General features: G+C 36.3%; 20 protein-coding genes. 6 read left to right on the top strand and 14 right to left on the bottom strand.

The window, feature by feature from the left end:
• Window positions 1-26: 26 nt before the first annotated feature.
• Entirely contained in the window at window positions 27-623 is a 597-nt protein-coding gene (locus tag MHH73_RS05180) for an isochorismatase family protein (protein ID WP_341065258.1), read from the bottom strand.
• A gap of 267 nt (window positions 624-890) precedes the next feature.
• Here MHH73_RS05180 and MHH73_RS05175 point away from each other — a divergent pair, with 267 nt between their 5' ends.
• Complete coding sequence (locus tag MHH73_RS05175) at window positions 891-1,052, top strand: hypothetical protein (protein WP_341065255.1); 162 nt, start codon at window positions 891-893, stop codon at window positions 1,050-1,052.
• Between the two features lie 343 nt (window positions 1,053-1,395).
• Here the strand turns inward: MHH73_RS05175 and MHH73_RS05170 are convergent, their stop codons facing one another.
• The 4 genes from MHH73_RS05170 to MHH73_RS05155 form a co-directional block, all read right to left on the bottom strand.
• Complete coding sequence (locus tag MHH73_RS05170; RefSeq protein WP_191815172.1) at window positions 1,396-2,610, bottom strand: Bcr/CflA family efflux MFS transporter; 1,215 nt, start codon at window positions 2,608-2,610, stop codon at window positions 1,396-1,398.
• Window positions 2,600-3,307, bottom strand: a complete 708-nt coding sequence (locus MHH73_RS05165; protein WP_341065252.1) for a YjjG family noncanonical pyrimidine nucleotidase — start codon at window positions 3,305-3,307, stop codon at window positions 2,600-2,602. Before MHH73_RS05165 ends, MHH73_RS05170 begins: the two co-directional genes overlap by 11 nt.
• 20 nt (window positions 3,308-3,327) lie before the next feature.
• Window positions 3,328-4,014: a Crp/Fnr family transcriptional regulator gene (locus tag MHH73_RS05160; RefSeq protein WP_341065250.1), complete on the bottom strand. Its 687-nt coding sequence runs from the start codon at window positions 4,012-4,014 to the stop codon at window positions 3,328-3,330.
• 225 nt (window positions 4,015-4,239) lie between these two features.
• Window positions 4,240-5,136 (bottom strand): NAD(P)/FAD-dependent oxidoreductase, encoded by an 897-nt coding sequence (locus tag MHH73_RS05155; RefSeq protein WP_341065248.1) that lies wholly within the window; start codon window positions 5,134-5,136, stop codon window positions 4,240-4,242.
• 413 nt (window positions 5,137-5,549) lie between these two features.
• On the opposite strand from MHH73_RS05155, the gene MHH73_RS05150 reads away from it, so the two are divergent.
• Both MHH73_RS05150 and MHH73_RS05145 read left to right on the top strand, forming a co-directional pair.
• A complete protein-coding gene (locus MHH73_RS05150; RefSeq protein WP_341065246.1) occupies window positions 5,550-7,514 on the top strand; it encodes a bifunctional 2',3'-cyclic-nucleotide 2'-phosphodiesterase/3'-nucleotidase in 1,965 nt (654 codons plus the stop codon).
• Between the two features lie 94 nt (window positions 7,515-7,608).
• Window positions 7,609-8,661, top strand: a complete 1,053-nt coding sequence (locus tag MHH73_RS05145; protein WP_191815177.1) for an ATP-binding protein — start codon at window positions 7,609-7,611, stop codon at window positions 8,659-8,661.
• A gap of 41 nt (window positions 8,662-8,702) precedes the next feature.
• Here the strand turns inward: MHH73_RS05145 and MHH73_RS05140 are convergent, their stop codons facing one another.
• The 5 genes from MHH73_RS05140 to MHH73_RS05120 all read right to left on the bottom strand — a co-directional run bounded on the left by MHH73_RS05140 (window position 8,703) and on the right by MHH73_RS05120 (window position 12,296).
• Window positions 8,703-9,008, bottom strand: a complete 306-nt coding sequence (locus MHH73_RS05140; RefSeq protein WP_341065243.1) for a MazG-like family protein — start codon at window positions 9,006-9,008, stop codon at window positions 8,703-8,705.
• A 2-nt stretch (window positions 9,009-9,010) separates the two neighbouring features.
• On the bottom strand, window positions 9,011-9,493 hold the full coding sequence (locus tag MHH73_RS05135; RefSeq protein WP_191815179.1) for a tetratricopeptide repeat protein: 483 nt from the start codon (window positions 9,491-9,493) through the stop codon (window positions 9,011-9,013).
• A gap of 81 nt (window positions 9,494-9,574) precedes the next feature.
• Complete coding sequence (locus MHH73_RS05130; RefSeq protein ID WP_341065240.1) at window positions 9,575-10,432, bottom strand: putative RNA methyltransferase; 858 nt, start codon at window positions 10,430-10,432, stop codon at window positions 9,575-9,577.
• 35 nt (window positions 10,433-10,467) lie between these two features.
• Window positions 10,468-11,100 (bottom strand): class I SAM-dependent methyltransferase, encoded by a 633-nt coding sequence (locus tag MHH73_RS05125; protein WP_191815181.1) that lies wholly within the window; start codon window positions 11,098-11,100, stop codon window positions 10,468-10,470.
• 434 nt (window positions 11,101-11,534) lie between these two features.
• A complete protein-coding gene (locus MHH73_RS05120; RefSeq protein WP_191815182.1) occupies window positions 11,535-12,296 on the bottom strand; it encodes an SDR family oxidoreductase in 762 nt (253 codons plus the stop codon).
• 190 nt (window positions 12,297-12,486) lie between these two features.
• On the opposite strand from MHH73_RS05120, the gene MHH73_RS05115 reads away from it, so the two are divergent.
• Window positions 12,487-13,092, top strand: a complete 606-nt coding sequence (locus tag MHH73_RS05115; RefSeq protein WP_225230651.1) for a TetR/AcrR family transcriptional regulator — start codon at window positions 12,487-12,489, stop codon at window positions 13,090-13,092.
• Window positions 13,093-13,432: 340 nt separating this feature from the next.
• On the opposite strand, the gene MHH73_RS05110 is transcribed toward MHH73_RS05115, so the two are convergent.
• The 3 genes from MHH73_RS05110 to cyoE all read right to left on the bottom strand — a co-directional run bounded on the left by MHH73_RS05110 (window position 13,433) and on the right by cyoE (window position 16,310).
• Window positions 13,433-13,627: a hypothetical protein gene (locus MHH73_RS05110; RefSeq protein WP_341065233.1), complete on the bottom strand. Its 195-nt coding sequence runs from the start codon at window positions 13,625-13,627 to the stop codon at window positions 13,433-13,435.
• A gap of 232 nt (window positions 13,628-13,859) precedes the next feature.
• Window positions 13,860-15,026 carry an IS256 family transposase gene (locus tag MHH73_RS05105; protein WP_341065002.1) on the bottom strand — a complete coding sequence of 389 codons (1,167 nt, stop codon included), beginning with the start codon at window positions 15,024-15,026 and terminating at the stop codon, window positions 13,860-13,862.
• Between the two features lie 363 nt (window positions 15,027-15,389).
• Window positions 15,390-16,310 (bottom strand): heme o synthase, encoded by a 921-nt coding sequence (gene cyoE / locus MHH73_RS05100; RefSeq protein WP_225230653.1) that lies wholly within the window; start codon window positions 16,308-16,310, stop codon window positions 15,390-15,392.
• A gap of 232 nt (window positions 16,311-16,542) precedes the next feature.
• On the opposite strand from cyoE, the gene MHH73_RS05095 reads away from it, so the two are divergent.
• Both MHH73_RS05095 and MHH73_RS05090 read left to right on the top strand, forming a co-directional pair.
• On the top strand, window positions 16,543-16,734 hold the full coding sequence (locus MHH73_RS05095) for a hypothetical protein (protein ID WP_191815185.1): 192 nt from the start codon (window positions 16,543-16,545) through the stop codon (window positions 16,732-16,734).
• Window positions 16,735-16,757: 23 nt separating this feature from the next.
• Window positions 16,758-17,945: a hypothetical protein gene (locus MHH73_RS05090; protein ID WP_341065228.1), complete on the top strand. Its 1,188-nt coding sequence runs from the start codon at window positions 16,758-16,760 to the stop codon at window positions 17,943-17,945.
• A gap of 372 nt (window positions 17,946-18,317) precedes the next feature.
• Here the strand turns inward: MHH73_RS05090 and MHH73_RS05085 are convergent, their stop codons facing one another.
• Window positions 18,318-19,430: an NAD(P)/FAD-dependent oxidoreductase gene (locus MHH73_RS05085; protein ID WP_341065226.1), complete on the bottom strand. Its 1,113-nt coding sequence runs from the start codon at window positions 19,428-19,430 to the stop codon at window positions 18,318-18,320.
• Between the last annotated feature and the right edge of the window lie 128 nt (window positions 19,431-19,558).

Here is a 19,558-nt window from a genome sequence, read left to right as displayed (position 1 = left end):
TGTCAACTTCAGTATGGATAAGTTTCTTACTTTGGTTGCTCTAACTCAACTGCCCACTCTTTCCTGTATTCATTGTGAGGTGGGATAAAGACCGCTTCATGACTATTTCTTACTACTGAAAAATGATCAACATTATAGTGACCATGGAGGATTTGATTATGGTGAGCAATTATTTTCTCTGCAGATAAAATTGTTGAATCAGTTGTCGAGTGGCCATCTTCAATTAAAGTAACATCAAATCCATTAACAGTAGCATATCGGACAGCTGTATCGATACAATATTCCGTTTGACATCCTGCAATAACTAGATGTTGGACATTTCTTTCTTTTAAGTAATTTAACAAACCGGTTTCGTAAAAAGCATTTGTGGCACGTTTATTAAACATGATTTTAGAAGATTTTTCGGGTACTCTAATTAAATGATGTACTTGAAAGCCATCTCCACATCCTCCGCCAACATCTAGATCCCTTACAAATATAACGTCAATATCATTTTTTTCTGCTTGAACAATGAGTAAATTTATTGTAGTAATCAGTTGCTCTTTTTGATAAACTGGCGTTTGTCCGTTTTCCCCCTCAATTAATGCTTCTTGTGCATCAATTACTAATAACACTTGATTCACTTCTACATCTTCCTCTCTATTTTTGCCTCAACTATACTCATTCCTGGTCTTATTGAATTACTCCTTCTTTACTAAAAAAATAAACGAATTCGATTAGACTCTCCTTCTTCCCTAGCAATCAGGAAATTTGCACTGTATCTAGGAAAAAAATATAGGTATAATAATAAAGGTGACAATAATGTGACGTATATAATAGACTGCCGTGCATATAATAATAGAAAGAAGGGACAACCTCTATTCATTTTTATTAAAAAGGAGTTTTCATATATGCTTGATTCAATTGAAAGACGATTAATGGAAAGAGAATTACATTTTTTACAAAGAATGAAAAAACATATTACTAACCCACAAGATCCTAGAAATCATATTATCGATGAACATATCTCTCTATTGCAAGAAGTGATCAATACTGATCAAGTGGTCGATTAAATATAGTCGTTACCAAGTTAACTAGAATCCATAGTCTTTTTAAATATTGTCCTTTGATTGTTTGACGAAACTATCATAAGACCCATAGATGTTTCCATTAGTCGGAAAACTCCTAATTTACTAATGTCTTTAACTCCCCATTACCTGCCCACTATTTCCCTTTATTCACATAGATGCTTTAGGTTTTATACTTTGCTACATCATCTATTCTTAGTAAAAGACTTCCCTTCCTTGTTCTTCATTTCATTTGTCCATAAAGAAACTGCACCTCCATTTGTTAGATTACTACTCCAACAATAGAGATGCAGATTAATAGTTCGGATGAATGATTCATCCTATGCTTCTACACATTATTTGGTTGCTTTTCATTACGATTGGCAACAGTGTAAAAGAGAGTAAAACCAATAAAAGATGTAACGAACAAAATGGCGCCCATCGGTATCGCTGTTGATTCATTCAACCCTACTAATGGAGAAACCATCGCTCCTACCACAAGTGGAAGCATTCCTAAAATGGCACTTGCACTGCCTGCCCGATGCCCTTGAAATTCCATTGCTAATGTAAATGAGCTTGTCAAAACCATTCCCATTGAGAGCATATAAATAAAGATTGGAATGACGATTAATGCTAGCGGTCCTTTTATAATCGTCATCAAAAGTAAGAATAATGTCGACGATGCAGCGACTGTTACCGCGATTTTCAACAACTTTTTCTCTGGCACTTTTCCACCTAAACGACCTACGATGGAACTTCCTGATATAATTGCAAGACCATTTATGCCAAATAGAATACTAAATACTTGCGGGGAAACTCCATATATCCCTTGATAAACAAACGGCGTACCTGAGACATAAGCAAAACTCCCTCCATGAACGAAGCCAACGATTAAAGCATAACTAATAAAAGAACGGTCTGTACTCAAATCTGCCATTGTCTGAAACGTGGATTTTAAGGAACTTGGCCTACGCTTCTCTACCGGTAAGGATTCCTTAAGTTTTAAAAATACAATTAGAAAAATAATGAATCCAATGATTCCTAAGCTTATAAATATCCAATGCCAACTGGCAGAAGGAAAAAGCAAAATGCCTCCCCCAGCAATTGGAGCGACTAACGGAGCAACCGCATTAATGACCATCAATAGCGCAAAAAACTTCGTTAATTCTCTTCCACTAAATGTATCTCTTACAACCGCTCGCGATAAGACAACTCCCGCCGAGGCAGTAGCTCCTTGCAAAAATCTTGCAATAATAAGGGTTGTAATATTAGGGGAAACTGCACATAAAAAAGAGGCACCAGCAAAAAGAAGAATAGAAATTAAAAGTGGTTTCCTCCTTCCTTTTGCGTCACTAATCGGACCAATCACCAATTGTCCAAAAGCCAATCCAATTAAACAAGCTGTTAAACTCAATTGAACCATAGAAGCCGATGTCTCTAAGTCCGAAGCAATGCTCGGAAAGCTTGGTAAATACATATCAATATTCAACGGTCCTAATGTCGCTAGCATCCCTAAAAGTAATGCTAGTATCATTCGTTCTTTACCTTTTGGATTATGCGTCAATACACTCCCTCCCTTCTAATATAGGTAAGAGCTCAACTAATTTATTAATTTCATAAGTTGGTGTAATGTCTGTGTCATTAGCTACTTTTGCAACATTCATCCAACAAGCATCCATTCCCGCAGCAAGACCGCCTTTTATATCAGCTACTAACGAATCACCAATGATGAGTGCTTTTCCACAATTAAACTGATCTATGCGCTGGAAACAATAATCGAAGTATGACTTCATCGGCTTATGAAAACCAGTTTCTTCTGAGATAAAAATATTTTTAAAATAAGGAAACAAACCGGAATCACGTAACCTGCGATTTTGCGTTTGTGCTACACCATTCGTCATAATATAAAGTTCATATTGCGTGGAAAGTTCTTGAATAAGAGAAAGCGCACCATCTAATTGTTCATGCCCTTCAGATAAAAAATTGCGGTAACTCCGCTCCATTTTTAAGCCGTCTACTTGCTTTCCATAAAGTCGGAAGAACTCGGTAAATCTTGTATTTAAAAGTTCCTCTTTGCCAATCTCTCCCCGTTCATGCGCATGCCATAACCCTTTATTATAGCGATGATAATCCCCTCTTAACTCATCAGTTAACATGATATTTTCTTGCGCAAACAAACGCTCTAATGCCCTTTTTTCCGTATGCCTAAAATCTAATAATGTGTCGTCCACATCAAAAAATAAATATTGATACTTTTTCATATATAGCCTCTCCTGTTGTGTCATTCATATAGGGACGAACCAGCCATTTCCCTCAGGCCCTCCCAATCTTTAATCTGAATCCATTTATCTTTTCTTTCAACTAAACCAAGTTCATTAAATTGTTGAATCACTCGATTTAAGTGGCGATAGCTCGTTCCAATGAGATTAGCAGTATCTTTTAAATTTTTTGTACTATGCACACCTGTCACTAATGAGTGTTCCTCATCAAATGAATGCGATAATAAATAGCTAGCTAGTCTGACTTCTACTGGATAGAGCACATTTAATTTTAAAAAATTTGATTTTGCATTAAATTTATCCGTAATAACCTTAAGCATAAACATGAGAAACGGGGAATATTGTTCGCAATGTTTACGGATAAATTTGTAAGGGATTTTTATCACTGTTACTGAAGATACCGCTTCAACTGTATTGATAATATCAATGTTTTGGATATATTCAATATCACCAATCAACTCAATCGGTGTTTGAAATGAAAGGACAAGTGTTTTTCCTTCTACAGATGTCGTAAATACCTTTGCTTTTCCTTTCACTACGATGTACAAAGCCTTCGCCGGTTCCCCTTGTCTACAAAGCTGCTCACCCTTTTCTACAGTATGCAAACTCAAATGAGGATACAGTCTTTCGGGTAACACCTCATGCAGATTATATTTATCCATATAAAACTGAATGTTCACTCTACTCATGCACAACACCTATTTCCTCTTCATTTCTTTTCTTATTTAAAGATAACAAACATTTTTTGAAAAGGACATATGTCCCAATAATTCGTACTTTAGTAAAAAAATTAGTAAATGATTTGTCGGAGGGGAAAGATCATTGTTTCTTTATGAAGCACTTGTGGGGGGAGATATAAGTAGGGGAACATGAACTTACTTATATTAGCGAACTAGTCAAATTATATAACACTACTAAAAATCCTCATTTGCCAAATCACCTGAAACTGTTATAGCAGTACGCGAACCATCTCCAACAGCAATCGCTACTTGAGAAGGAGAAATAAATGCAGCGTCACCAGTCGCATACACACCAAATATAGTCGTCCGATTATGTATATCACGAACCACTCTACCATTTACATCTTTCTTGCAGCCTAATCCATATAAAATGGTCCCATTATGTTCCCATCTTGGACTGACAAAAAGCGAATCAACTTTTTCTGTTCTACCATTTGTGAAAATAATGGTGGAAAGACTCCCCGTTTCTCCAACTAATTCCTTAATCGGATAATCTATGACAAGGATATCTTTACTTAGTAACTGGTCTCTTATCCTCCTGTCTATTGAGAAACCATTTGTACATACTAATATTTGTTTTGTTATTTGATGAATAAGTTTGATTAAATGAAATGACCCAAGATGATCATATAAAACTGCAATTTTTTTACCTCTCTGCTCCCAACCATCACAATAAAAACAATTATGCACACTTTTTCCATACAAAGGTGCCAACCCATTAATCTGAGGTAGTCTTTCTCTAATCCCTGTTGAAACTACGATTTTTCTTCCTTCGTATACTTCTTTATCTAACGTTACAATAACGAAAGATTGGTCATTTTTTCTTGCATGGATGACTTCATGATTTTTTATTGTAACAGAAGGGTAATGGATGATTTCCTCATAAGCTAACTGTCTAAACTGTTCTGCTTCTATGCCATCACGTGTCAAAAAGCCATGTGAATAAGTGGTAAATCGATTCCTCGGACGATGATGGTCAAGTAACAGTACCGTTCTATTTGCTCGACCTAATACTAAAGCGGCACTTAACCCCGCAGGCCCACCGCCGATAATGATACAATCATACAACATGCTCGTCCAACCCCCTTGTATATCGTTGAGTAAAAGCTACTTTACCATCCTATGCAATGGCATTTTAAAATATCCTCTCCTTTTACTTAGAATCCTATTTTCAATCGAACATCGTTAATATAATAAATAAACTTCATTCCCTCAAAAAAAAATCTAAGTAATCATGATGAGGTGATAAAAGAAAACGAAGAAAACATTTGAACTATTTTTTTGGAAATACTCATGATAAAAGTCCCCCATTATTCATCATCCTTGCTCTTCCTAGTTTCTCTAAGGAAAATCTTCGACAAAAACCCTTCTTTTCTCCTCTATCAAAAAAAATAGAAAATAGTTACTATTATGTTGAAAAATAGATTGTTTATTGAGGTGTGAAGTAAAGATTAAAAAATCAATACAGAGGAGTTGCGATGATTTTGATAAGGAAAATTACTTTTTTATGTCTTGCTTTTATCCTTGTGATTTCTTCTTTACCAGGAATTTCTTATGCAGAGTCAGCAGAAACGAATCATTTTCCAAATCCTTTTAAAAGCAAAGTAAATATTCGCTTATTGGGGACGACTGATATCCACACCCACCTTGCCAACTATGATTATTATCAAGACAAAGAAGTGGCGGATTTCGGATTAGCCAAAACAGCCACTTTAATCAAAGAAGCAAGGGCGGAAGAGAGAAATAGCTTTCTTTTCGACAATGGTGATCTGATTCAAGGGAATCCACTAGGGGATTATAAAGCAAAGATCAATCCAATCAAACCCGGAGAATTACACCCAGTATTCCAAGCTATGAAGCTTCTAGATTATGATGCTGCCACTGTAGGGAATCATGAATTTAATTACGGATTATCATTTCTAAATGAGGTATTAAATGATGCCCCCTTCCCTTATGTTAATAGCAATGTCTATCACGTAAAAAAAGGAAAAGGGAAAGAAAAGCAATATTTCCAGCCATACAAAATCATTAGAAAAATAGTTAGAGATGAGAGAGGATTTCCTCACTTATTAAATATCGGGGTAACTGGTGTCGTGACACCACAAATAACTGAATGGGATAGAGCGAATTTAGAAGGAAAAGTTTATACGAAAGATATTGTCCAATCTGTTAAAGAAACCATTCCTAAAATGAAAAGAGCGGGTGCTGATCTAGTGATTGTCCTCGCACATTCTGGCATGGGGACGGAAAATTATACAGAGATGGATGAAGATGCTACATATGCGCTAACAAAAGTAAAAGGAATCGATGCTATTATCTCTGGTCATAACCATAAGCTCTTTCCAGGAGATTTTTCAGACTTACCGGGAATAAATGAAGAGGGAGGGACAATTAATGGTGTACCCGTTGTGATGCCTGGAAACTGGGGGAATCATTTAGGCGTCATTGATTTATCGCTTACCACCTCCTTTGGGCAATGGAATGTAAACAAAGCACAGTCAGAATTGCGGAGCGTTTATGATGCAGATGACGAAACCAATGTAGTTGCCGATCCAGACATACTAGAAGCTATCCAAGATGCTCATGAACAAACTTTAGAATATGTGAGACAACCTGTTGGCAATACGACTGCCAATATTCATAGTTACTTTGCATTAGTAAAAGATGATCCTTCCATTCAAATTGTTACCAATGCACAGAAATGGTATTTAGAAAAACAACTAGCTGGTACACCAGAAGAAGGTACTCCGATTTTATCTGCTGGAGCCCCTTTTAAAGCTGGTGGACGTAACGGAGCAAATTATTATACTTATATACCTGAAGGAACTATAGCGATTAAGAATGTCGCTGATTTATATTTGTATCCAAATACGGTTGCAGCTATTAAAGTAACTGGTGCTGATATAAAAGAATGGTTAGAAATGTCGGCTGGTCAGTTTAATCAAATCTTACTTGGCGAGGAACAAACACAACCTTTAATAAATGATCAATTCCCAACATATAACTTTGATGTGATAGACGGAGTCACTTATGAAATTGATGTAACAGAGCCTGCCAAATATGATACTGAAGGAAAGTTAGTTAATGCAAATGCGAATAGAATCAAAGATTTAAGCTATAATGGTGCACCAATTGATCTTGAGCAAAATTTTATTGTTGCGACTAATAATTATCGCGCAAGTGGGCAGTTCCCAGGTGTAAGAAACCAACAATCAGTTACTATGTATCCAGATGAAAACAGACAAGTAATCATTGATTACATTCTTGAGCAAGGCACCATCGATCCTACTGCAGATAATAACTGGACATTCACGTCTGTTTTAAATACACCAAACATTCAATTTGAGTCGGCAATAGCGGCTAAAGATTTACTTATTGAAAATAGTCCGATTCAATATATTGGACCAAGTAATAATGGATTTGGACTTTACACCATCACATTAGAATAATAGAGAAGTATTGATTTAATAAAGAGGCTTTGTGTACACCTCATAGCCTCTTTCATTTAACTCACAATAATGAAGAGGAGTGATTTTACATCAGATGACTACGACAAAGAACTTTTCTATCTTTCCCGAAGAGAATCGATTAAATAATCTTCACCTCCACCAGATACTCCTAAACATCTCTGATGGCTGCTATTATTTAAACCAAGATATGCAACTATTATTTATTAATCGTTCGGCAGAAAATATGTTAAATATAGTAAAAGATGAAATACTAGGCCGAAATATTTGTGAGGCTATCCCAGATTTATGTAATAAAGTTCGTAAACAGTTATATCAATCATACAAAAAGCAAAAAGGCATTAACTTTAATCTCTCATACACAAATGAAAAATATTTTAAAGTGAAAACAATACCCGATACAACAGGCCTTCTAGTTATTATGCAGGATATAACAGAGACGACGAAAGAAGATGATAGAAAAGCTTACTATGAAAAATTACGGTTGATTGGGGAAATGGCAGCTGGTGTCGCCCATGAAGTGCGTAATCCACTAACCACTGTGAAAGGCTTTCTTCAGTTAGTAGAAAAAAATGAAGACTTACTAAAATATCAAGAAATTTTCCTATTAATGATTAATGAGATTGATCGCATAAATACTATTATTAGTGAATTTCTCGATATGGCTAAGAATAAGCCTAGGCGAAAAGAGAAGGAGCACCTCAACGAAATCATTCAATCGATCTATCCATTGCTAGAGACGAGAGCACTTAAAGAAAATAAAAAAATCCATCTTCATTTACACCCTTTACCACTATTAAATTTAGATCAAAACGAAATGCGACAGTTAATCATAAATATGGTAAATAATTCTTTAGATGCAATGAAAGCGAAAGCATCTATACATATTCGTACATACTTAGATCGTGGTCAAGTCGTATTATCTATAACAGACGAAGGTACAGGAATTGCCCCTGAAGTAATGAATAAGATCTCTACCCCCTTTTTTACAACAAAAGAAAAGGGAACGGGTCTCGGGCTAGCCATCTCGTTCACCATTGCCAAAAGAAACAATGCTACTATTGAATTTACTACAGACTCATCTGGGACAACCTTTTACATTCGTTTCACGATTCAAGAGCATTACTAATTATTTAAAGGGGTTGATATCGAATCATTCAACCACTTTTTTTATTCCCAAGTTCTGTTGCGATTCATTTCACTCTTTTGTGCAAAGGCTTTCTCTAAATCTATATCTAATTTATTCGCAAGCTCGCACACATTCCATACAACATCATATAGTTCTAAACCTAGGCGTTCTTTCACCACTTCCTTATCCTCTTCCCATGAAAGTGATAGAACTTCCTTTGCCACTTCACCTACCTCCGTCACGAGAAAGAGGGCACGAGCCTCTACGGTGTTTTTATCAAAGCCTTTTTCCTTACTAAATTGCCCAACCTCTTTTTGTAACTCTGCTATATTACTCATCTGACGCATACCTACTCCCATGTTTTATTCAATTGCTCGCGATAAAAATGAATCGCACCTTGATAAGCAGTAACTGACTCATCCCTTGAAGTATTAGCCAATAATCTCAACAAATGGTTCATCGCTAATTCATGTTCCTCTAAGTTATATAAAGTCATTGCTAAAAATGCCACTAGTGCACCGTTATCGGGAAATAAATTAATTCCTTCCACTAATACCGCTTTAGATTTTTCATATTCCCCTAACGTTCTAAGTGTACTTCCTAAACCAATATAAGCCCCATCCAATCCCTCTTTTAGTCCCTTTTGAATGGCTTTTTCATAAAGGGACACAGCCTTTCTTTCTTCACCGAGCAAGTCATAACTCCAAGCACTTTGGTATAAAAGATTTGCATCATCGGGGAAAGATTCCAACATTTTTAAAAATCGCTGATTAGATAGCAACAATTCACCTTGTTTTCTTAACCTTAGCGCTTCCATTATCTCTTCTTGCATATTTGCCACCCCTATTTATTACAACACTATTCAGAATATTAAACAAATCCAGGGGTTTATAGCCATTTCCCCCAGCTTCATTTATTTTAATCTACCGACGATTACTTCAAGGTCAACCGTAATTTCATTATGATCCCCTTCAATAAACAACTTCTTCGTATTTTCTTGTCCACTCCAAGTGAGGGGTGTCATTTTCACAAGTTGTTTCTTCTCTTCACTACTAAGTTCTACAGTGTAATGCAAACTGTTTTGACTTATCACATGAAAATGTTCTTTAAACAATTGTAGTATCTCTTGATTATCATAGTGATTATTTTTGGATAATACACTTCTTAACTCAAATAAATAATAAGGACGAGGCACAACCTTAATTACGATGCCATCCTTTCGTAACACCCTTTTAAACTCCTGATAATTAGAAGGCGATAGAATATTTAATAGCACATCGATGGAGTGATCGGTGACTGGTAGATTCGCCAAATCCCCAACAAGCCATATCCACTCATCATCATTGCCCGCTGCCATTTTAACTGCTTCTTTTGCAATATCTAATCCGACACCTACATACTTTTGCTTAGTTAAATTTAGCTTTTCTACGATCATATGTAAATGCGAGCCTTCACCGCAACCAGCATCAGCAATCGTCTTTCCTTGACTAAGCTCCTGTATATGCGCAATTATTAACTGTTGTAACGGATTGTATAGTTTTGTTTTTGTAATGATTTGTTTTCTTGCTTCAAATAGCTCCTTATCATAATGACTGTTTACTTTATGAGTCAGGAGATTAATATAGCCTTGCTTTGTAATATCAAAACTATGGCGATGGCTACAAATTAGTCGACTATTGTCTTCCACCTGCAAAACTTCCTTACAAATAGGACAACGTAATGGTGATTGCAAACGTGTGATTTGCTCAATTCTCTTCTGCTTTTTATTCATGGTTCATTCCTTTCTCACTTAAGGGGGACATCTAGTTATGGTCGAATTAATAATACGCCTCCACAATGAGAGATTTGCTTATAATCTACTTTAAACTTTAATGCTACTAATTCTTCCTTTAGTTCCTCATAGACGGTATAAAATTCACTATGATCCCAATCTTTTTCACTTCTGTTCTTACATTGATCATGCGCACTTCTTGTTTCAAAGGCAATATCTCCAATAATAATTGCCCCTCCTTCATGCAACGAAAAGGATAGTTGTTGAATCCATTCAACTTTTTTCTTATCTGTTATATGATGAAGTGCATAGGTAGAGATAATGGCATGAAATTTTTGCTTCTTATATTCGGGTGGAAGACCCTCTTCAATATTTCTTTGAAAAAGATAAGCGTTTGGCATTTTTTCCTGTGCAATGGCTATCATTTCTTTTGAAAAATCAATGCCATAGATGATATGGCCGTCATCGTACAATCGTTTTGTTAACGTCCCCGTGCCAAAGCCTACATCTAAAATGGTTGATGTTGGATGATGTCCTGCCATATGATAGACAAGATTGATTACATCCTGATAACCAGCAAAAGGATAAGCCTCTTTTTCCTCAGATCGTTTTACGGATTGATCATAATCTTTTGCCCATTCATCGAACCCTCTATGATTTAATACCAATTCACATTCCCCCGTACCTCTATTTTTTTATCATCTGTACATTGTTATATTCAATGATTATTTTCTGTTTCATCTCGAACACTTCTCTCCAATTTGATTATTTTTAGTTTATCACAAGCAATGTAAGCATTGGGATACACTGTGATAAATTTGTAATTATTGCATTTCAGGTAGAAACTTAGCCACCTTATATACTCCTTCTCCTAAAAGCGGTGAAACAAAGCCATAAAACATACAGATTATTGTTCATATACACATATGATTTGAAAAAGTATGCAGTTGTTTGAGTACACAGCACCATTTAAAGAAGGTCACTCAATAAACAATCACACAAGAAATAGAAACGTTAGAATGGGAAAAGTGAACAATAAAAAACCCAAACAAGTTGAGTTTGGGTTTCATTTACATATAGCACAGCAAGTTTAAAGCGTAGATTAAAATGCTGCTGTCCAACCAGCGTCAGCTGTAATAACCGTACCATTCACGAAGCTCGATTCATCAGAAGCTAAGAATAAAGCCACTTTCGCAATTTCTTCCGGTGTACCGACACGTGGCATAACCGCTGATGCTAATTGAGTACGGCTCATACCAAATTCATTCGGCTGTTTTAATGCAGCCGCAATATTTGTAGCCACCCCACCAGGAGCAATAGCATTACAACGGATTCCTTCTTTTGCATACATAAAACCAGTGTTTTTTGTTAAGCCCACAACTGCATGTTTAGATGCTCCATAGGCTGCACCAGCATGCGCACCGTTTAAACCACCTGTTGAAGCTGTGTTCACAATCACACCTTTCCCTTTTTCAAGGAAAATCGGAATGGCTTTACGCATAGCTCGCATTACACCTTTTGTATTGATATCAAAGATCAGATCCCATTTTTCATCTGTAATATCTCCTACAGGTTCCATTGCATCCATAATACCTGCATTATTCACTAAAATATCTAATGTACCGTATTCTGCTACAGCAGCATCAATCATTCCTTCAACTTCATCTAATTTAGCAATATTTACGCCAAGAGCTAGGGCTTGTCCCCCACTAGATTTAATCGCATCAACTACCGCTTCTACACCTGCTTTATTTAAGTCGACAGCAACCACTTTTGCACCTTCTTTTGCGTATAACTCCGCAATTGCTTTTCCCATACCAGATGCTGCACCTGTTACAATGGCTACTTGATCTTTTAGTTTCATAGAAAATTTACCCCTTTCATTTATGCACTTTCATTAAAGCGCTATCAAAATAGTTTGTACTCTTTCAGTTTAATCTTCTATAATTTAAGTAACAATATGCAAAACAGATAGCATTTGTTCAAAAATAAATACATTGGGTATCACTTGTATATTAATAAAAGTTAATCAACAAAGGGAAGGTGAATTGTTGATGAAAAATGACCGAAGAATTCATAAATCAAAAAAAGGGCTAAAAGATGCTCTTATTACTTTAATGGCTGAAAAAGAGTTTAAAAAAATCACAGTGACTGACCTTGTACAAAAAGCGGATTTAAATCGCGGCACCTTTTATAAACATTTTCAGACGAAAGAAGAATTATTAGAAGAATTAACCAATGATATACTAGATGATCTTATTCGGAGCTATCGTGAACCTTATATCGGTATTGGAGAATTACATATTAAAGATTTAACCACATCAAGTGTAAAGATTTTTGAACATGTATATCAATACGAAAGTTTCTATTCCGTAATGATTCATTCCCACGCACTCTCTGGATTTCAAGATAAGATTATTTCCGTTTTAACACAGCTTTCTCAAGAAGAAATTGGCTTTGATCACATCCCAAACGCCATTAACCATAAATTAATAACAAACTATCATGTATATGGCCTCTATGGACTCATTATTTCCTGGGTAAAAGGAGGCTTTAAATATAGTCCGACTCATATGGCCGAACAATTGATTGAAATGCTTAACTACAGCTCTAAGCTACCAATCGTTAATATTAAACAGAAGGAAGCAAGAAAACCTTAAAAACATTCGGAAGGCAGGACGCTATTTTACTTATGCCAATAACCATGTACTGATGAATAAAATTCAATTCGCTCACCAGAAGGATCCGGTAGCATCTGATCTACAAATAATGGTAAACGAAAACAACTCGGCGACTTGACACTGCTTTTAGTCGCCTCCTCGTCAGGTATCCAATCAAATTTCACTCCCGCCATGGATTTTTGACGCGGTTCTTACCTTTTCCTATCAATTTTTTCTCCCGCCACGAATTTCTGATGCGTTTCTTACCTTTTCCTATCAATTTTTTCTCCCGCCACGGATTTTTGATGCGTTTCTTAACTTTTCCTATCAAATTTTACCCTCACCACGAATTTTTGACGCGGTTCTTGCCTTTTCCTATCAAATTTTTCTCCCGCCACGAATTTTTGACGCGGTTCTTACCTTTTCCTATCAAATTTTTCTCCCGCCACGGATTTTTGACGCGGTTCTTGCCTTTTCCTATCAAATTTTTCTCCCGCCACGAATTTTTGACGCGGTTCTTACCTTTTCCTATCAATTTTTTCTCCCGAGACGAATTTTTGAGTCAAGTCCTTAATATTGTGTAAAATTCTAAACCACTGTTTTCAACTATTAATTAGTGATATGATTTATCCCCTTACATTTTTTGAGGGAATCTTCCATGGTTCTATTCCTTCATAGCCAGGGTGGGATGTCAAAGGCTCCTCACTTTGACAGTCCACCCTGGCTATGAAACCATCTATAATGGAAGTTTCACTCAAATGTAGAGGCTATTTGCATAAGGATTTTCTCTTTTGGTAAACCGTTTGTTGATAATGAAGTAAGACAGCTCCCACTAAACGAAAAGCGGACTGAGTGTTAGGAAAAATCCGTATGACTCTTTCCCTTCTACGAACTTCTTGATTTAACCGTTCTAATGAATTCGTACTTCTTATATGAGGCCAAAGAGCTTGTGAATGTCCCATATATTGAATGGTATCTTCAAAGCCTTCATCAAGGATTTTTAAGGCGTTTGTGAATTTAGGGTTTTCACCGAATTGGTTCATAAGTTCCTCTTTGAAATTCCTCATATCCTCTATAGTTACCGCTTCAAAAATCCGCTTGACCATCGTCCTAATTTCACCAGAATCTTTCTTTGGGAGTTTCTCGATAATATTACGTTTAAAATGTACATTACATCTCTGCCAGCTAGTGCCGATAAACTCCCGTAGAATTGCTTTTTGAAGACCTTGATGAGCGTCTGAAATAACGAGCTTTGGAGACTGAAGTCCACGGGATTTAAGCTGTTGAAAAAATCGACTCCAGCTATCATAGTTCTCAACATGATCAACTTGAAGGCCAAGAATCTCACGAGTGTTTTTATCAGTCAGGGCGGTCGCAATATAAATCGCTTTGGAGACAACTCGATGGTGCTCGCGCACCTTAATATACATAGCGTCCACAAAGATAAAAGGATAGTAGGAGACATTAAGTGGTCTCTTGGCCCAGTCGTTAACGATAGGATCTAGCTTTTGAGTAAGAGAGGAAACAAAAGACTTTGAAACGTTCTCCCCACAAAGCTGTTCCACAATATGTGTAACCTTACGAGTAGATATACCATTAATCACCATTTCGACCATTGAGATAACGAAGGCTTGATCACATCGTGCATATTTTTCAAAAACGGAAGTTGAAAATTCACCATTTCTAGTGCGTGGTACTTTAAGTTTTAGCTTCCCAATACTCATCGTAAAATCACGTTCGTAGTAGCCATTACGATAATCTAAACGGTCAGTCGTGCGTTCGTAACCAGCAGCTTGTATATATTGATCTCTTTCTTTTTCCATGTATTCATTTAATACAAGGACAATAGCAGATCTAACCACAGTATCAATATTTGAGTTTATAACGGCTTCTTTTAAAACATCCAAATCTAGGTTAAACTGTATTTGAGTCATTCTTATTCCTCTTTCATTGTTTATCGTCGTTGAAAACAGTGTTGACAAGAAGGAATAAAATGACTCTTCTTTTTACACAATTATATGGACTTAATCAATTTTTGACGCGGTTCTTAACTTTTCCTATCAAATTTTATCCTCACCACGAATTTTTGACGCGGTTCTTGCCTTTTCCTATCAATTTTTATCCTCGCCACGAGTTTTTGATGCGTTACCCCTCTATTCTGATCATCATCACATGCACTTAATGCGAACTGGCAAGAACGAACATCGAACTGGCAACTGCCCAACTTGCTCACCAAATAAAAAAAACTCGAACACTGTATTGTTCGAGTTCAAATGATGCTAAGATCGCATACTTAATTACTTCAAATTAAAAATAATTCCTACTAAAGAATAAATGATTACTGTTGAAAAAAGGACTGTCATATGGATAAGTGAATAGGCGAATAAAGCGTTTGCCCATTTCTTCGGATCCATCTTCTTATAACCATAGATACTAAGAATTAACCAGCCAATACCAAGCAACAATGATACAAGTGTTAACCCTGGGCTTAATGGCCAGAATAAAAAGCTTGTTAAAATTAACAAAACAAGATAGACGTTTGTTTGTAAATAGGTGCGACGAATTCCTTTTACAACAGGTAACATCGGAACATTAGCCGCTTTATAGTCATCATGTTTACGTATTGCAATCGCATAAAAATGTGGCATTTGCCAAATAACTTGAATAACGAACAAGCCTAATATTGCCGGATGTAAAATATCTGGATGAATGGCAGCCCATCCAATTAAAGGCGGCATCGCTCCTGAGATACTCCCAACTTCCGTATTATAAATGGTTCTTCTTTTTGTCCACATAGTATAAGGAACAACATAAAAAAACCAACCTAAAAAACCAAGCAATCCTGCTAGCGGAGTTGCTAATGATAACAAAACAATACCTACTAACCCCATTACTGTCGCTAGAATTAACACTGACTTAGTAGAGATATCACCTGTAACTGTTGGTCTAGTCTTCGTCCGCTCCATAATAGAGTCAATATCTCTATCATAAACATTATTAAAAGCACCGGCAGAACCGATAATAAAAATAGAACCAAATAAGGCAAATAATATTTCTGGTATCTTGTCTAAAATACCATAATCATACGTATATAAGGCGAGCGTTAACCCTGCGAACATTGGAAACAAATTGGATTTAATAATCCCTGTTTTAATGGTTGCAGCTAGAATTTTAGTAATTGGTTGACGCTTTTCGAGTTGCTGCATTGAATTATTCATGCTAATACCTTTCTCCATAACAAGAGGAACTTTCCCTTCCATAAGAAATTTCAATTATATTGTAACACTAAAAAAGTATTTATAACTTTTTAAGGAAACCTTTTCACAATATCTTCAAAAAGAAGTGACAAACTATAGCTATAAAAATACAACCTCTTCCATTATAATCATAAGAAAGACATTTGACTAGATACCCTTGGTTATTGAGTAAGTATGAGAAAAGGAGAGTCCTATGACTGTATTATACGGCATTATTATCTTTTTACTCATTGCTGCTATTGTTGGTACCTTGTTATTAACAAGTCGCAGTGATGACAATTACCGATCTTCTACAAAGAAAAACAGTAGAAATCTTTCACTTATATATATTATCCTGATTATCCTTTCTATTATTGCACTAGGTTTATATATTATCATTTACTAATACTTCTGATGAAGGAGATTATTATGATCAACCAACAATTAACTGAAGTGACTACCATTCATACAATGCTCCCAAACTATTGGCCACATTTTATCGCTTCACCTTATGCCTATTATAATCATGAGTCTATTTATTTATATCATCATCCACAATTTAACGGTCAAGAAGTCATTTTACCATGGAACAATCAATTTACGGGCTGTACCTCGATTATTTTCGAAAATGAAGCAACAGCCATTGTCGATATAAACATCCTTAATAAAGAAGAAGTATACGCCACGCTTATTCATGAACTTTTTCATTGCCACCAATATCATAAGAAAGAAACGCGTTTTCCCAATGAGTTAACAGGAATGGCTTATCCTCTTGAAAGAGAAAATATTCAATGGAGAATCCAGGAACGAGAGTGGCTTAACCAGGCATTACGTATGAAGGACATCAATAAACAAAGAGAAGCGATTCAAGCCTTCATCTATTGGAGAGAAAAAAGAGAAGAGCAGTACAATGAGTTTGTTCAATATGAAAACCTTATTGAAACAATTGAAGGGCCAGCGTTTTTTATCGAATACCACGCATACAAAGATATCGTTAATCAACCAGATGAACGGGTACTTGAGCGTTATTTAAAGTCATTAACAGACTACTCTATTATGACAAATAAAATAAGACATAGTTGCTATCCCTCGGGTTTAGCTATTTGTTTATTACTCGAGACATTCTCTCCAAAATGGAAAGAAGAATTATTCGACCATCAACTAACTCTTTATGAAGTCTTAAAACAAGAATTTGAATCATTAGCTAAAGCACCAAAGAGAATGCATCTGGCATATTCCTTAGATAATCTTATTCATGAAGCTGAAATAAGTAAAGAACGTGAAATTAGCCATTTTAAAGAAACAAACGGCTTGCTTTTTACGCTGATAGGCCAAGGAAAGATCCAACAATTTGATCCTATGAATATTATAAAATTACATAAAAACTTCTTACATAAAAACGGTATGACCATACGTCTTCAAGAACAGTCGATATACTTTTCAAAACCTGTGTTAGCCCTAACAGAAAATGGCTTAAGTGATGTGACACAGCTACAATTTTTCATTGACCACCCTCCAGAACAGACAATAGATGGCATTTCTATAGATGGAATTGGCCATTTTCTGGGAGAGCTTAAGCAAATCGGGGATAATTTTCAATTTATATTAAGTAAATAATGTATTAAAAATGAATAAATCATTTGAGGGATATTCTTCTCCATATCGTTTACGTATCTGTCTTTCGCTCAGTTTTTTTGCGCGTTTTTCTTTCCGAATGACGCGCTAATTTTTGTCTACCCGGATTCCTTCCTCTTTTTTAGCTACAATTCTTCTTAAGTGACGCACAAATCCGTTTAACATTCTCACTCAACCAATATGCACTTACAAGAAAGCCCGATGACATTGAGAGTATTTCAAACGAAAATTCTATTCATACACTTATGCCATTTTTCGTAAAACCTGATCTTTTCTTTTGTTATAAATCACAAACTTCCACATTATCCAAAAATAATTGCCTTGGTATCAATGACCAAGACAAATTAGCATCCATTATCTGAGTGGATTATAAGGAGTAAGATCGAATGGTAAAGTATGATCCAAAGCGATTTCACTAGCTACCACCCCTATGTAAGGGCCCATTGTTATCCCCGACGGCCCCAAGCCTGTTGCTATCGTTACATTATGATAGCCTTCCAGTTTACCTAATAACGGAAGAGTATCGGGTCCCATGGGTCGAAAACCTACTCGCATCTCGGAAACTGAACTATTTTCTAATGCTGCCATCTCCAATCCTGCATCAATTACTTCTTTCACACCTCCTGCTGTCAATCGATAATCAAACCCCGAATCAGTTTCTCTCGTTGCACCTACCACGATTCTTTGATCATCAAAGGCTAGCATATAATAACTAGAATCCGGAATAACAACTGGCCAGTCTGAAGTATCGTACTCCTTTACACCGAAATGAATAATTTGTCCACGTTGCGGTTTAATCGTAATAGAATGATCAAGGGGTGAAAGCAACTCATTTGTCCATGCGCCAGTTGTTACAATGATTTGATCACCAGCATATAATTCCCCATTTACCTCCGCACCTACTACATGCCCATTCTTTAAAGTAAGACTTGCTTTACCTTCTACAAATTGAGCCCCATGTAAGGAAGCTGCTCTTTGCATCGCTTGACAAAGTAAATGCGCATCCACCCTAGCTCCCCCACTCACATAGAGTGCTTGATATTCTTTATTCAATAGCGGGAATAAAGCCCGTGCTTCCTCTCCTGATAAGCGCTTAATATCACCTACCTCAGGCGTACCCGCTTCCCGTTTGGACATTGCCTCCGCTTGAGACTGATTGATCCCCTCATCTTCTTTGCTTATCGCCAACGCACCAACCTGTTTATATCCTATATCCGACTCACCATCATTTTTTAATTCCTTAATGAGCTCTCCATAATACAAAGCCCCCCTGCGAGCCAATGTATACCAATCTGGATGTTTATGATGAGTAATCCATGGACAAACAATGCCAGCTCCAGCAGCAGATGCCCTACCTTCATGGTTCGCATCAATTACTGTAACATCGATGCCGTTTCTACTTAGATGATAAGCAGCACTCGCTCCAACTATACCTGATCCGATAATGATCACCTTAATTGTTAACATCTCCTTATAATCAAACTGTGATATTTGCCGTTTTTTTATGAACGGCACCCTTTTTTTGAGAAGATTCTTTATGTATACATATATTAATATAAAGGGTACTGAAAGAGGTCCATTACAAATTTATAAAA

Origin of the sequence: Cytobacillus sp. FSL K6-0265 (genome assembly GCF_038003465.1) — a bacterium.
Classification (GTDB): Bacteria; Bacillota; Bacilli; order Bacillales; family Cytobacillaceae; genus Cytobacillus; species Cytobacillus stercorigallinarum.
The sequence above is the reverse complement of the archived record's forward strand: the minus strand, read 5'-3'. Positions and strand labels throughout refer to the sequence as shown.